Here is a 14,218-nt window from a genome sequence, read left to right as displayed (position 1 = left end):
TGGGTGATCCTGCTCATGATCGCAATCCGGATGGTCTTCCCCACCCCAAACGTTCCCTGTGCGAACCCCAAACCGAGGACATTCCTGTTCATTGTCCCGTTGGCGGCGCCCTACATCGCCGGTCCCTCCGGGCATGATCCTGGTCATCGTCGCGATTCAGATGATGTTCGAAGGCACCCGCGACTTCTTCGTCGGCTGATTCCCACCCACCGTCAAAGCGCCAACGCCCAGCCCGGATCCTCGAGGATGCGGGCCACCTCGGCCAGGAACAACGAGCCCTGTTCGCCGTCGACGATCCGGTGATCGAAGGCCAGCGACAGCGACATCACCCAGCGCGGGACGATCTGCTCGTCGGCGCCGGTACCGACCACCCAGGGCCGCCGCACGATCTGCCCGACGGCCAGGATCGCCGCCTCACCGGGCGTCAGAATCGGCGTACCACCGTCAATACCGAAGACCCCGACGTTGGTGATCGTGAAGGTGCCCCGCGCCAGATCGGACGGCTGGGCCTTGCCGGCCCGGGCCAGCTTGGCGACGGCGTCGATTCCCTCGGCCATCTCCGCCAGGCTCAACGCGTGGGCATTGCGCACCTTCGGCACCAACAGACCCCGGGGCCCGGCGACCGCGATGCCCAGATCGATGGTCGGGTGCAGCACGACCTCCCGGTTCTCCTCGTCCCAGGACGAGTTCAGCATCCGGTGTCGGGGCAGCACCGAGGACACGACCTTGGCGATGAAGGCCAGGGCGGTCAGCTTGGTGTCACGGAAGCTGCGGTGTTCCTTCAACCGGTCGATCAACTCGACGGTGCGGGTGACGTCGATCTGCACCCACTCGTTGGTGTGCACCGCGGTGTGCACCGAAGCCACCATCGCCTCGGCGGTGGCCTTGCGCACGCCCTTGATCGGCACCCGTTCCTCCTGGCCGAAGTTGCCGATCGCGGTGACGGTGGCGATCCGTTGCGGCTCTGCCTCCCGGTCCTGGGTCGCTTCGGCGTGCGCCAGCACGTCCTCGCGGCTGATCAGGCCATCGGGTGAGCTCGGGGTGACCTCATGCAGGTCCACCCCCAGATCGCGGGCCAGCTTGCGTACCGGTGGCTTGGCCAGCACCGGTCCGAGGCCACCGTGCGGCTCGTCGGGGCCCTCCCCCGGCGACGGCAGTGGTGCGCCCGGCTGCATCGGGACGGCCGGGGCCAGCGGGGTACGTTCCTCGGCGGGCCGGCCGTGTTTCGACTCCAGCGAACGGTTCAGGTCGCCACGGGTTTCCTCGGGGCGCTTCTCCACCGCCCGCCGGGCCCGGCGCCGGGTGCTGCCCTCGGCCGCGCCGTAGCCGACCAGGTTCGGTTCACGCTCCGGCTGGGCCGTCGGTTCGGGGGTGGAGACCTCGTCTCCCGAACCGTCGTCGATGATCACGATCGGGGTGCCGACCTCGACCGTGGTGCCGGGCTGCACCAGAATCTCCTTGACGGTGCCGGCCCAGGGAATCGGCAGTTCGACGATCGACTTGCTGGTTTCGACCTCGACCACGACGTCGTTGACCTTGACCTCGTCACCGACCTGTACGTGCCATTCGATGATCTCGGCCTCGACCAGGCCCTCGCCCGGGTCGGGCAGCAGGAACTGCTTCATCTCGTCCTCGCTATCTCAGTAGGCCAGCGACCGGTCGACCGCATCCAGAATCCGGTCCAGATCGGGAAGATACTCGGACTCGACCCGCGATGGTGGGTACGGCATGTCGTAACCGGCAACCCGCAGCACCGGCGCCTCCAGGCCGTAGAAGCACTGTTCGGTGATCCGGGCGGCCAGTTCGGCCCCCATCCCGAGGTTCAGTTGAGCCTCGTGCACCACCACCACACGTCCGGTGCGTTCCACCGAGGCGATCACCGTGCCCATGTCCAGCGGTGACAGCGTGCGCAGGTCGATCACCTCCAGGGAGGTGCCCTCCTCGGCGGCCGCGGCGGCCGCGTCCAGGCAGGTTTTCACCATCGGCCCGTAGGCCAGCACGGTCACATCGGTGCCCTCGCGCACCACCCGGGCCCGGTGCAGCGGCATCGGGTCACCGTCCAGATCGACCTCACCCTTGTCGTGGTAGCGCCGCTTCGGCTCCAGGAACATCACCGGGTCGTCGGAGGCCACCGCCTGCTGGATCATCCAGAAGGCGTCGTTGGGGTTGGACGGGGTGACCACCTTCAACCCGGGGGTGTGCGCGAAGTAGGCCTCGGGCGACTCGGAGTGGTGCTCCACCGCCCCGATGCCACCGCCATAGGGCACCCGGATCACCACCGGCACCCGCACCAGGCCCTTGGATCGGGCGTGCAGCTTCGCCAACTGGCTGACGATCTGGTCGTACCCGGGAAAGACGAAGCCGTCGAACTGGATCTCGCACACCGGCCGGTAGCCGCGCATCGCCATGCCGATCGCGGTGCCGATGATGCCCGACTCGGCCAGCGGTGAGTCCATCACCCGGTGTTCGCCGAAGTCCTTCTGCAGACCTTCGGTGACCCGGAAAACCCCGCCGAGTTTGCCGATGTCGAGCCCGGCCAGCAGCACCTTGGGGTCGGATTCCAGGGCGCGACGCAATCCGGCGTTCAGCGCCTTGACCAGCGTGAGGTTGCTCATGCTTGCTCCTCGAAGGAGTCGGCGTAATCGAGATAGGCCTGCTTCTGGTCGGCCAGATAGGGGGTCTGTTCGGCGTACGTGATGTCGAACTGTTCGGCCAGATTCGGTTCTGGCAGGGCCAGCACCTGGGCTCGTACCTCGGCGGCCAGCTCGTCGGCCTCGGCGGCCAGGTCGGTGAAGAACTGCTCCTCGATGCCGACCTGGCGGCGCAGGTAAGCCGCCACCCGTTCGATCGGGTCCTTCAACCGCCAGTACTCGAGTTCGGCGTCCAACCGGTACTTGGTCGGGTCGTCGGAGGTGGTGTGGGCACCCATCCGGTAGGTGAAAGCCTCGATCAGCGTCGGCCCGTTGCCCGAGCGGGCCCGTTCCAGGGCCTGGGAGGTGACCGCGTACACGGCCAGCACATCGTTGCCGTCGACCCGAATACCGGGGAAACCGAAGCCCTGGGCCCGCTGATAGAGCGGAATCCGGCTCTGCCGGGTGATCGGTTCGGAGATCGCCCACTGGTTGTTCTGCAGGAAGAACACGATCGGGGCGTTGTAACTGGACGCGAAGACGAAGGCCTCGTTCACATCCCCCTGGCTGGTGGCCCCGTCCCCGAAATAACAGGTCACCGAGGCGTCCCGTTCGGGGTCGTTGTTGCCGACCAGCCCGTCCATCTCCAGGCCCATCGCGTACCCGGTGGCGTGCAGGGCGTGCGAGCCGATCACCAGCGTGTACATGTGAAAGGTGGTCTCGTTGACATTCCACGGCGACATGTCGACGCTGCGGAACAGGCTGATCATGTCCACCGGCTTCATGCCCTTGGCCCAGCCGACACCCATTTCGCGGTAGGACGGGAAGGCGTAATCGTTCTTGCCGAAGGCCCGTCCCGAGCCGATCTGGGCGGCTTCCTGCCCCTCCAGGGACGGCCACAGCCCGAGTTGGCCCTGTCGTTGCAGGGCGTGCGCTTCGTTGTCGATCCGACGCACCAACACCATGTCGCGCAGAAAGCCGGCAATCATTTCGTCCGACCCGCTGAACTCGTAGTCCGGGTGCTCCACCCGCTCACCCTCGGGGGTGAGCAGTTGCACCGTCGGTACTGACTCATTGCCGACCATGGTCGGACACTAACGGGTTGACGAAACCAAGGCCAGTGGCGCCCACATGCGGACGGTAGGCTCGGGCATGGCGGAAGGGGTATCGATGGGCAAGCGGGTCGTGGTGATCGGGGCCGGGGTGGCCGGATTGGTGGCCGCACACCGGCTCGCCACCGACACCGACGCCGAGGTGATCGTGTTGGAGGCAGCCGATCGCGCCGGGGGTCAACTGCGCACCATCGACTTCCTCGGGTTGCCGATCGATGTCGGCGCCGAAGCCCTCTACCTGCACTACCCCGTGCTGAAGAAGATCGTGGACGAGCTCGGGCTGGCCGACGACCTGGTGCCGGCCAATACCGGCACCACCCTGCTGGCCGGGGAACACAAGCTGCGGCCGATGCCCGCCGGGGTGGGCCCGACCGGGCCGACGAAACTGCTGCCGGTGCTGCGTTCGGGCATTCTGTCCCCGGCCGGGGTGATCCGGGCCGGACGCGAGCCCCTGCACACCAAACACACCCTGGACACCGGCGATATCTCCGTCGGCGAGTTCCTCACCCGCCGGTTCGGCCGCGAGGTGGTCGACAAGTTCGTCGCCCCGATGCTGGGCAACCTGCACTCGGGCGACATCGACCGGCTCAGCCTGCGCGCCACCGCCCCGCAGTTGGTGAAGGCGGCCACCGAGGGCACCTCACTGTTGCGGGCGAAGCGACCCGCCGGCGGCGGTGGCCCCGGTTTCGTGTCCTTCCCCGGAGGTTTGCGCACCTTCGTCGACGCCCTCGCCGCCGGGCTGGACGTGCGGCTCGGCCAGGGCGCGACGTCGTTGGAGCAGCGCCCCGACCGGGAGGGGTGGCTGGTACACACCGACGGGGAGGTGATCGAGGCCCGTGCCCTCGTGGTCGCCACCAGCGCCGAGGACGCCGCCCGCTTGTTGGGACGGGTCGCCCCGGTGGCCCGTCCGCTGCACGCGGGACGCACCGCCTCGATCGCCACCATCCTCACCGCCTACGAACGCGGCGCGGCCGAGGAGGCCCTGGCGAAGCTGCACAAGGGCCCGGTGAACGGGGTGATGGTGCCGCCACATCTGCACCGGTTGATGAAGGCCGCCACGATCCTGAGCAACAAGTGGCCCCAGGCCGTCCACCCCGAGTTGTTGTTGGTGCGGCTGTCGGCCGGACGGGTGGGGCAGACCACCGTGGCGCGCTGCAGCGACGATCTGCTGGCCACCCGGGTACAGGCCGAGTTCGCCGAACTGATCGGGTTGGACGCCGCCCCGCAGCACACCAAGGTGGTGCGCTGGACCGTCCCGCAGGCCGAGGTCGGCCATGTCGGACGGCTGCGCCGGATCCGCAACGCCCTGGCCGCCCCGATTCCGCCGATCGCGCTGGCCGGGGCCCCCTACGACGGCATCGGCCTAGGTTCGGTGGTCACCTCCGGCAACGCCGCCGCCAGCCAGATCGCCCACGTCGTCGTCTGAGCGTTCAGTTTCCGGGGTGAGCGCACCCGCGTGAGCAGAGGCGGCATCGGCGCGGTGAACCTGCGATGATGCCCTCCGACATGACTCGCACCACCTCGCCCATCGGTGTCGGCGCCTCGCTCGGTGCGTCGGTGCTGTTCGCGTTGCTCTCGTACTGGGCGGTGTTGCTGACCCCGCTCAGCGGTGGGGCGGTACTGGGCTGGCGCATCGTGACCAGCCTGCCGGTGGCCGTCGTCACCGTCTTCGCCCTCGGCATGGGTGATCAGGTGATCACCGGTCTGCGTCGGTTGCGATCCCCGAAGATCCTCCTGGGCACGGTCGTGGCCGCGGCGGTGCTGTCGGTGCAGTGGTGGTTGTTCATGTGGGCACCGGCCAACGGACGCGCCCTGCAGGTGTCGCTCGGCTTCTTCGTGCTGCCGATCGCGATGGTGGTGGTCGGACGCTTCGGGTTTCGGGAGCGGCTCAGCCGTCCCCAACGCATCGCGGTCGTGCTGGCCTGCTTCGGTGCGGTCGGGCACCTGATCTCGGCCGGGTCGATCTCCTGGGAAGTGTTGGTGATCGCGCTCGGTTTCACCTTCTACTTCACCCTGCGCCGGGTGCTCGGCACCGCCGATGCCGGCGGCACGATCTGCGATGTGCTGTTCATGCTGCCGGTCGGCATCTGGTTCGTGGCCACCTCACCCTCGGCCACCGAATCGTGGGCGACCAACCCCAACCTGTGGTGGGCGGTACCCGGGCTCGGGGTGATCAGTGGCGTGGCGACGGTGGCCTATTTCTGGGCCGCGGAGCTGTTGCCCTTCGGGCTGTTCGGGCTGCTCAGTTATGTGGAGCCCGTGCTGCTGGTGTTCGTTGCGCTGGCGATCGGATCCCCCTTCGCCCCAATCGACCTGCTCGGCTACGGACCGATCTGGCTGGCCGTCCTGGTACTCGCCGGCGAAGCCGCCCTGAAGGTCCGCCGCGCACCCGCGTCCGGCTGATTTTTCCCACATGCAACCCGTACTCGTACCGGTTGCAGGAACGAGGTCAGACCGTGCCGGCGACGCCGACGAAGAGCTTCAGGAACAGTTCGACATCACTGCCGAACTCCCGCTCCTCCAGCACCTTGTTGAGCTCTTCGATGTGGTCGGTGATCATCGCGTAGACCGGCTGGTTGCCGAACTTCGACATCGATTCCTGCTCGTTCACCGTCCAGACGATGGCCCGCTTGTCGGCGTTGATGATCTCGACGAGCCGGGACGGGGTCGCCTCCCCCTCCTCCAGAATCAGGTAGTCGGCCTCGAGCTCACTCACCCGACCCAGCGCCAAGAAGTAGAGATAACCGGTCTGCACGTTGGGGTCGGACTTCTCGACGTCGCGGATCAACTGGTAGTTCAGCGAGATGATCACGGTCTCGCCGAGCATGTCGCGTTCCTTGACCAGCTTCAGCACATCGGCCGCCATCCGCTTGTCGGCGGTGGCGCCCTTGAGTTCAATGAAGACCGTCACGTGCCCCTTGGCGGCGTCGAGGAATTCCTCCAGGGTCGGCGGTGCCTCGGTCACATTCGGACGCGGGTCGATGTCGAGCTTCGCGATCTGGGCGGCCGTCATATCGGTGGATTTGCGCGGGTCACCGGCGGCCCGCTTGAAGGTGTCGTCGTGGTTGAGCACATAGCGGCCGTCCTTGGTGCGCTGGATGTCGATCTCGACCCCCCAAGCCTTGTGCTTGATCGCGTGCTTCAACCCGCTCATCGAGTTCTCCGGGGTGCCCTGGCCGCCCGCCCGGTGGCCGATCACCGCGACCGGTTCGGTCGAGCGCAGCAGCTTGTCGGCGACGAAACCGCCCGGGATGGAGATCGCGACGATCACCAGCACGAAGGCCACCGCGATCCCGACGACCTTGCCGAACAGCCGGTCCAACACCGACGGCTTCTCCCGCACGGCCAGTGCCGGCATCGCCTCGGCCAGATCGGCGAACTTCTCGTCGGCGGCCACCGACTCGTAGAAGGTCTCGGTGAGGGCATGGATCTGCGACGGCGCCAGCAGGATCGCGGCCAGACCCAGCACCGATTGCTGGATCAACCACAGCCCGATGAACAGCATCCGTTTCGGGGCCGTGTCGACGTCGATCGCGACCAACAAACCCAACACGAGGGCGAACCAGACGATCACCACCACCGCCACGATCGACAGCAGGGCGACCGTTTCGGCCAGGAAGCGCAGGAAGCGGCGACGCCGCCTGGCCACCAGTTGCACACTGTTCAGCATCGCCCGGGTGACGTTCTGGTCGGCGAGCACGATGAAGTGGAAGGTGAACGACAGGAAGGCGCCGATGATGGCGAGCAGCACCAAGACCGCGCTGTAGGCCACCAGCAGCTTCGGGGTGCTGTAGATCACCGAGGTGATGAAGTTGGGAATCTTCACCTTGCTGAGCCGCTCCAGGGTGACGCCGTTACCGGTCAGCGGCGCGATCACCGCCAGATAGAGCAGCACGACCGGCAGCGCCCAGCCCAGCAGATTGCGCACCCGGCGCATCCCGAGCCACAGGATCGATCGGTACTGGGCCTCCGGCAGACCCTTCAGCCGGCGCGCCGAGATCGTCACCAGCCCGTTGATCTCGACCACGAAACCGATCACCAGAACCAGCATCAGCACCGCGGCGAACGCGGCCCCCCGCCACGACAGCAGGAAGGGCACCAGATTCGCCTGGGTGACCACCTTCTCGTTGCCGAGCCGGACGAAGGCCTCGGTGGCGAGGAACATGATCGGTCCGGCGATGGCCAGGGTGATCGCCTTGGCGACGATCTGGAACTTCAGGTAGGTGCCGAGCGACCTCAGCAATCCCACATACGAGGTGGCCCACGCCCATCCGAACATGGGGTCAGGCTACCGGCCGGTCAGCTACCGGTCTCCTGCGGCGCGCTCGAAGATGGGCTTGCCGGCGACGTAGGTGGCCCGCACCCCGATCTGTGCGATGGACTCGGGGGCGCAGCGGGTCGGGTCCTCGTCCAGCACCACCAGGTCGGCCTGTTTGCCGACCTCGAGCGACCCGATCAGGTCCTCGTCCCCGGCGAAGCGGGCGGCGTTGCGGCCGTAGCCGAGCAGGGCGGTTTCGATCGGGACGGCCTGTTCCGGCCCCAGTACTCGTCCGGACGAGGTGGTGCGCATGACCGCCACCTGCAGACCTTCCAGCGCCGACAGCGGGGTCACCGGAGCGTCGGAGTGCAACGCGAACGGCACGCCCTTGCCGTGCAGGGAGGCGAGCGGGCTGATCCGGGTTGCCCGCTCGGGGCCCAGGAAGATGTCGCGGTGCCGATCACCCCAGTACCAGACGTGTTTCACGAACACCGACGGCAGGACGCCCATCCTCGCGACCTCGTCGAGTTGGTCCTCGCGGCCCATCTGGAAGTGCTCGATGCGATGTGGCAGCCGGGAGTTGCTGCGCTCGATACCGGCGTAGGCCTGCAGCACGCTGTCGATGGCGGCATCGCCGTTGGCGTGAATCGCGAGCTGCCAGCCGCGTTCGTCCCACTTCCGCACCGCGGAGTTGAGTTCGTCCTGGGTCAGGATCGGTGATCCGTGATGGCTCGGCGAGCAGTGGTACGGCCGGCTCAGGAACCCGGTTTCGGCCTGGATCGAGCCGTCGGCCCACATCTTGATGCCACGCATTTGCAGGTCACCGGCCAGGCCGGGACGAGGCGCGCGGTCGGGCTCGTCGATGCCGCACCCATCGGCCTGACCGGCCACCAGGTAGCCACGCACCCGGCTGCCGAAACCGTGGTGTTCCATCGCCAGGCGGTAGGCGTCCAGGTACCGGGGGTCCATCGCGGCGTCGTGGATGGTGGTGATGCCGAGCCGGGCGAGTTCTTCGCCCACCACACCGATGGCGCGAGCCACCTCGTCGGGGGATGGTTTCGGCATCACCCGGTGCAGCATCCAGGCGGCGGTTTCGAACAGCACCCCGGACGGCGACCCGTCCGAACCGCGCTGGATCTCGCCACCATCGGGGTCGGCGGTGCCGGCCGAGATGCCCAGCATCTCCAGGGCGCGGCTGTTGGCGACCGCGACGTGCCCCGAAACGTGATGCAGGAAGACCGGGGTATCGGGGGCCACCTCGTCCAGATCGTGCCGGGTCGGATGGCGCATGTCGCGCAGCGCGGTGTCGTCGTACCCATGGCCGATCACCCAGTCCTCGGGTCCACGTCCGGCCACGGCATCGCGCACCCGCTCGACGATGTCGGCGATCGAGGCGTTGGTCGGCGAACTCGCATCCACCGACCGGGTCAGCCGTTCCCCGAGCATCGCCGGGTGGATGTGGGTTTCGATGAAACCCGGCAGCACAGTGGCCCCGGCCAGGTCGATCACCCCACCATCGTCACCGGCCAGGGGCCGCAGCTCCCGGGATGATCCGACGGCGATGATCCGGCCGTCCCGGATCGCGATGGCTTCGTGCCGGCCACCGGCGGGATCCATCGTGACGACCGTGCCACCGACCATCACGACATCTGCGGGCCGATCCGCTGCGCTGTGCGTCATGTTCCTCCTCGAACGTTTGCCGGGCAGCGTAGCCCGAGGTTGTGCGCCCTGCGGAGCGGTGAGTCTGGTAGCCGGTATTCTTCCCTCGTGAACGAGACTTCGACTCGCAGCGGGGCACCACGCGGTTTGATTCTGCTGGTGGCCCTGGCCGGCTTCGTGATTGCCCTGGCCGGCCTCAAACAGATCTCCGGCATCGTCGCCCCGGCCTTCTTCGCACTGACCCTGGTACTGACCGGCCGTCCGCTGCACAAGTGGATGGTGAGCAAGAAGGTACCCCGGCTGCTCAGCGCCACCCTGGTGATGATGCTGCTGTACCTGCTGCTGTTGTTGATCGTGGGCGGCCTGGGCTTCGGCATCGCCCAGCTCACCCTGGAGTTGCCGAAGTACGGCGACACCTTCAATCAGATGTGGGAATCGCTGCTCAATCTGGTCGAGCGCTTCGGCATCAACCCCGACAAGACCCTGCACGATGCGATCAACAGCTTCGATGTGAGTCGGATCGCCGGGTTGGCGAACTCGCTGCTCAGTTCGTTGAGCAATGTCGGTTCGCAGATCCTGATGCTGCTGATCATCCTGTTCTTCCTGACCATCGACACCCAGGACGTCCGGGGCCGGGTTTCCACCCTGATCGCCTCGCGTCCGCACCTGGCCGAGGCCCTGTCGGCCTTCTCGCTGTCGGTGCGCAAGTACTGGTTCGTGACCACCATCTTCGGTCTGATCGTGGCGCTGCTGGACGTGGTGGCGCTGGGCATCATCGGGGTGCCGCTGGCCTGGACCTGGGGCATCTTGTCCTTCGTCACCAACTACATCCCGAACATCGGGTTCGTGCTCGGCCTGATTCCGCCGGCCCTGATGGCGCTGCTGGTGCTCGGCCCGATCGAGGCCCTGGCGGTGGTCATCGCCTACGCGGTGATCAACTTCGTGCTGCAAACGATCATCCAGCCGAAGTTCACCGGGGACGCGGTCGGGTTGAACACCACGGCCACCTTCCTGTCGCTGGCCCTGTGGGCCACCGTCCTCGGCCCCTTCGGCGCCCTGCTGGCCGTGCCGCTGACCTCCTTCTTCAAGGCGATCCTGGTCGACGCCGACCCGGAATCGCGCTGGATGAACGCCTTCCTCACCAACGAGAAGCCGAACGACTCCACGACCAAGAAGGGCCCCGAATCGGTGCCCGGGGTGATGTCGCTGACCACCGCCGAGGTCGGACGGCTGCCGCGCACCGAGTCCGGTGCCACCGTGGTCTTCCCGGAGCGGCCCGATCCGCAGGCCTCGCGTCCCTTCGCCTCCGACGATGAGGATGAGGTCGCGCCGAAGACCGAGGAGACCGAGCCCGAGATCGTCGCCGACGAGCAGCGCACGGACAAGGAACTCTGAGCAAGGAGCGCTGAACCACGCGCCCCCACCCGGGCGCCTCCTATGCCAAATGCAACCCGAACTCGTTCCTGCGTCACTTACTACGCCACGCAGGAACGAGTCCGGGTTGCATGTGCGAGTTGGGGGGCGCGCGGGGATCGGGCAGGCTGTAACCCATGACCGCTCCGGCCCTGGTCCTCAGTGACCTGCACAAGTCCTTCGGGCACGGCGAACATGCCGTCCGGGCGGTCAATGGGGTCGACCTGACGGTGCGTCCGGGCGAGATCGTCGCGTTCCTCGGCCCGAACGGGGCCGGTAAAACCACCACCATCGACATGGTGCTCGGTCTGACCACGCCCAGTTCCGGCGAGGTACAGGTCTTCGGCGCCTCCCCCATCCAGGCGGTGCGGGACGGACGCGTCTCGGCCGTCCTGCAATCCGGCGGGCTGCTGCGTGACCTCACGGTGCTCGAAACCGTGCAGGCGATCGCCTCCCTGCACCGCGCCGAACGCCGTGTCGGCGACGTGATCGAGCGCGCCGGCCTGGCCCCGATCGCCAGGCGCCGAGTGTCGAAATGCTCCGGCGGGGAACAACAACGGCTCCGCTTCGCCCTGGCGCTGCTGCCCGACCCCGAACTGCTGATCCTGGACGAACCCACCGCCGGGATGGACGTCGGCACCCGCAAGGCCTTCTGGGAAACCATGCGCGCCGAAACCACCACCGGCCGCACGGTCATCTTCGCCACCCACTACCTCGAGGAGGCCGACCGCTTCGCCGACCGGATCGTACTGATCTCCCGGGGACGCATCGTCGCCGACGGCAGCACCAACGAAATCCGCTCGCTGACCAACGTCCGCACGATCACCGCCCTGATCGACGACCCGTCCCTGGCCGACGAGATCGGCACCCTGCCAGGGGTGGTCGACGTCGAATTCGGCGATCAGCGGCTGGTGGTACGCACCTCCGACTCCGATGCCGTCGCCGCCCGGCTGCTCACCGAATACCGCGCCCGCGATCTGCTGATCAGCGCCCCGAGCCTGGACGACGCCTTCCTGCAGCTCACCTCCGAGGAGCCGGCATGACCCTGCGCTACACCTGGATCGAGTTCCTGCGGCAACTGCGCAACCCCGGCGTGCTGATCTTCACCCTGCTGCTGCCCGGCACGATGACCGTGATCTTCGGCACCGCTTTCGACTACGGCAGCGCCCCGTCCGGGCACGGCAACGTGAACATGTACATCATGCTCGGCATGGCCGCCTACGGGGCGATGATGGCCACCAACGGCATCGGCGGGCAGGCCGCCCTGGAACAGATGCAGGGCTGGGGACGCCAACTCGCCCTCACCCCGACCCCGGCCTGGGCGGTGATCGCCACCAAGGCCGTCGTCGCGATGGTCTTCGCCTTCGGCACCGTGTTGGTGATCTTCGGCCTCGGCGTCCTGATCGATGCCGAGGCACCCTGGTGGGTGTGGCTGCAATCGGGCCTCATCGTCTGGCTCGGATCGGGCATCTTCGCCCTCTTCGGGCTCGCTCTCGGCCTGCTGTTCCGCTCCGAGGCCGCGATGGGCATCTCGGCCGGCGGCCTGGTGCTGCTGGGTTTCCTGGGCAATATGTTCATGCCGCTGTCGGGGTTCATGCTCTCGGTGGCCCGCTGGACGCCGCTCTACGGCTATGTCGCCCTGGCCCGCTGGCCGCTGATCGAGGGCCGCGACCCCTCCGGTGAACACGACCCGCTGTGGCAGCTCATCCTGAACATGGGGCTGTGGGGTCTACTCTTCGCCGTCGTGGCCGTGTGGGGCGTGGTGCGCAGCCGGGAACGGCAGTAACCGCCCTTCGCGGCCATCGGGATTTGCTCAGCGGGACTGACACCTCAGAACAGGGTTTCTGCTTTCTACAGTGAGTCCATGAAACTCTCCACCGAACCCGGTGTCTCGCGCACCACCGTCCGCGCCGCCGTACTCGGCGAGGCCCCCGGCCCGCTGCGGATCGAGGAGGTGCTGCTCGACGACTGGCTGGCCCCCGACGAGGTACGGGTGCAGGTGCATTCCTGCGGCCTGTGCCACTCCGACCTGCACATGCTGGACGGCGAGATGCCGATAGCCCTGCCGAGCATCCCCGGCCACGAGATCGCCGGCACCGTGGAGGCGGTCGGCGAGAACGTCACCTCGGTGGCCGTCGGCGACCGGGTGGTGGCCTGCCTGTCGGTGTTCTGCGGGGTCTGCGCCGAATGCCGCACCGGGCGCAGTTGGCTGTGTGTGCGCCGCAACGACCTCGGCCGCGACTCCCGTCCGGCCCCCCGACTGGTGCGCCCCGACGGCACCCAGGTACATCAGGCCGCCGGCATGGGCGGTTTCGCCGAACGGACGATCCTGCAACAGAACAACCTGGTGAAGGTCTCCGAAGATCTGCCGGCCGACCGCGCCGGCCTGCTGGGTTGCGCGGTGTTGACCGGCGTCGGTTCGGTACTGAACGGCGCCAAGGTGCGGGCCGGTGAAACGGTGGCCGTGATCGGTTGCGGCGGGGTCGGGCTCAACGTCATCCAGGGCGCGCGGCTGACCTCGGCGAGCAAGATCATCGCGATCGACGTGAACCAGGACAACCTCGATCTGGCCGAGCAGTTCGGCGCCACCCACACCATCGACGCCAGTGCCGGCGACCCGATCGCGCTGGTCACCGAGGTCGTTCCCGGCGGGGTCGATCATGTCTTCGACGTGGTGGGCCGCGCGCCGACGGTCGCCCAGGCCGTGGCGATGGTGCGGCAGGGACGCACCGCCTGGATCCTCGGCATCGCCCCGATCGGCGAGATGCTGAACATTCCCGCGATGCCGCTGGTGGTCGCCAACAAGGGGGTGCAGGGCCTGCTGATGGGCGCCAACCACTTCCCCCGCGACATCCCGATGCTGGCCGACCTCTACCTGGCCGGTCTGCTCGACCTGGACACCCTGGTCACCGGGACGATCGAACTCGATCAGGTCAACGACGGCTTCGACCAGATGCGCCAGGGAGGTGCCGGACGCCTCGTCGCCACCATGTGACCCGCCCGCCGTCCTGCTGCAAACCGCCTGATTTGAGGTCGCCGCGCTATATGGCGGTGTCAAGTGGTGAGTGCAGTGAGGTACTCGTTGAGTTGTTCGGCTGGGGTGGCCCAGTTGAGGGTTTGTCGGGGTCGGATGTTGAGGAGGTGTT

The 14,218-nt window shown here is 67.4% G+C and carries 11 protein-coding genes; 6 read left to right on the top strand and 5 right to left on the bottom strand.

All coding sequences use genetic code 11. The features are described 5' to 3' along the window. Positions 1–212: 212 nt before the first annotated feature. The 3 genes from ACR4XW_RS15240 to ACR4XW_RS15230 are packed head-to-tail and all read right to left on the bottom strand — an operon-like array spanning position 213 to position 3,715. Entirely contained in the window at positions 213–1,625 is a 1,413-nt protein-coding gene (locus ACR4XW_RS15240) for a dihydrolipoamide acetyltransferase family protein (protein ID WP_434761428.1), read from the bottom strand. A 15-nt stretch (positions 1,626–1,640) separates the two neighbouring features. Continuing rightward, the gene (locus ACR4XW_RS15235; RefSeq protein ID WP_434761427.1) at positions 1,641–2,615 is read right to left on the bottom strand and encodes an alpha-ketoacid dehydrogenase subunit beta; all 975 of its coding nucleotides are present in this window, start codon (positions 2,613–2,615) and stop codon (positions 1,641–1,643) included. Continuing rightward, positions 2,612–3,715, bottom strand: a complete 1,104-nt coding sequence (locus ACR4XW_RS15230; protein ID WP_434761426.1) for a thiamine pyrophosphate-dependent dehydrogenase E1 component subunit alpha — start codon at positions 3,713–3,715, stop codon at positions 2,612–2,614. Before ACR4XW_RS15230 ends, ACR4XW_RS15235 begins: the two co-directional genes overlap by 4 nt. 67 nt (positions 3,716–3,782) lie before the next feature. Here ACR4XW_RS15230 and hemG point away from each other — a divergent pair, with 67 nt between their 5' ends. Next, positions 3,783–5,168, top strand: a complete 1,386-nt coding sequence (gene hemG, locus ACR4XW_RS15225) for a protoporphyrinogen oxidase (RefSeq protein ID WP_434761425.1) — start codon at positions 3,783–3,785, stop codon at positions 5,166–5,168. Between the two features lie 80 nt (positions 5,169–5,248). Continuing rightward, on the top strand, positions 5,249–6,145 hold the full coding sequence (rarD, locus tag ACR4XW_RS15220) for an EamA family transporter RarD (RefSeq protein WP_434761424.1): 897 nt from the start codon (positions 5,249–5,251) through the stop codon (positions 6,143–6,145). 46 nt (positions 6,146–6,191) lie between these two features. Here rarD and ACR4XW_RS15215 read toward each other — a convergent pair whose 3' ends face one another. Together ACR4XW_RS15215 and ACR4XW_RS15210 are read right to left on the bottom strand one after the other, a co-directional pair. After that, positions 6,192–8,021: a glycerophosphoryl diester phosphodiesterase membrane domain-containing protein gene (locus ACR4XW_RS15215; RefSeq protein WP_434761423.1), complete on the bottom strand. Its 1,830-nt coding sequence runs from the start codon at positions 8,019–8,021 to the stop codon at positions 6,192–6,194. A 24-nt stretch (positions 8,022–8,045) separates the two neighbouring features. Beyond that, positions 8,046–9,680 carry an amidohydrolase gene (locus ACR4XW_RS15210; protein ID WP_434761422.1) on the bottom strand — a complete coding sequence of 545 codons (1,635 nt, stop codon included), beginning with the start codon at positions 9,678–9,680 and terminating at the stop codon, positions 8,046–8,048. Between the two features lie 87 nt (positions 9,681–9,767). On the opposite strand from ACR4XW_RS15210, the gene ACR4XW_RS15205 reads away from it, so the two are divergent. The 4 genes from ACR4XW_RS15205 to ACR4XW_RS15190 all read left to right on the top strand — a co-directional run bounded on the left by ACR4XW_RS15205 (position 9,768) and on the right by ACR4XW_RS15190 (position 14,067). After that, positions 9,768–11,054, top strand: a complete 1,287-nt coding sequence (locus ACR4XW_RS15205; protein ID WP_434761421.1) for an AI-2E family transporter — start codon at positions 9,768–9,770, stop codon at positions 11,052–11,054. A 155-nt stretch (positions 11,055–11,209) separates the two neighbouring features. Then, complete coding sequence (locus ACR4XW_RS15200; RefSeq protein WP_434761420.1) at positions 11,210–12,115, top strand: ABC transporter ATP-binding protein; 906 nt, start codon at positions 11,210–11,212, stop codon at positions 12,113–12,115. Then, positions 12,112–12,858: an ABC transporter permease gene (locus ACR4XW_RS15195; RefSeq protein ID WP_434761419.1), complete on the top strand. Its 747-nt coding sequence runs from the start codon at positions 12,112–12,114 to the stop codon at positions 12,856–12,858. The genes ACR4XW_RS15200 and ACR4XW_RS15195 overlap by 4 nt, the downstream gene beginning before the upstream one ends. Positions 12,859–12,936: 78 nt before the next feature. After that, positions 12,937–14,067: a Zn-dependent alcohol dehydrogenase gene (locus ACR4XW_RS15190; protein ID WP_434761418.1), complete on the top strand. Its 1,131-nt coding sequence runs from the start codon at positions 12,937–12,939 to the stop codon at positions 14,065–14,067. Positions 14,068–14,218 lie beyond the last annotated feature (151 nt).

Origin of the sequence: Pseudenemella bisphenolivorans (assembly GCF_051133435.1) — a bacterium.
Taxonomy (GTDB): Bacteria; Actinomycetota; Actinomycetes; order Propionibacteriales; family Propionibacteriaceae; genus JAAYAO01.
Note: the sequence above shows the minus strand (reverse complement) of the source record. Positions and strands in the feature narration are given on the sequence as shown.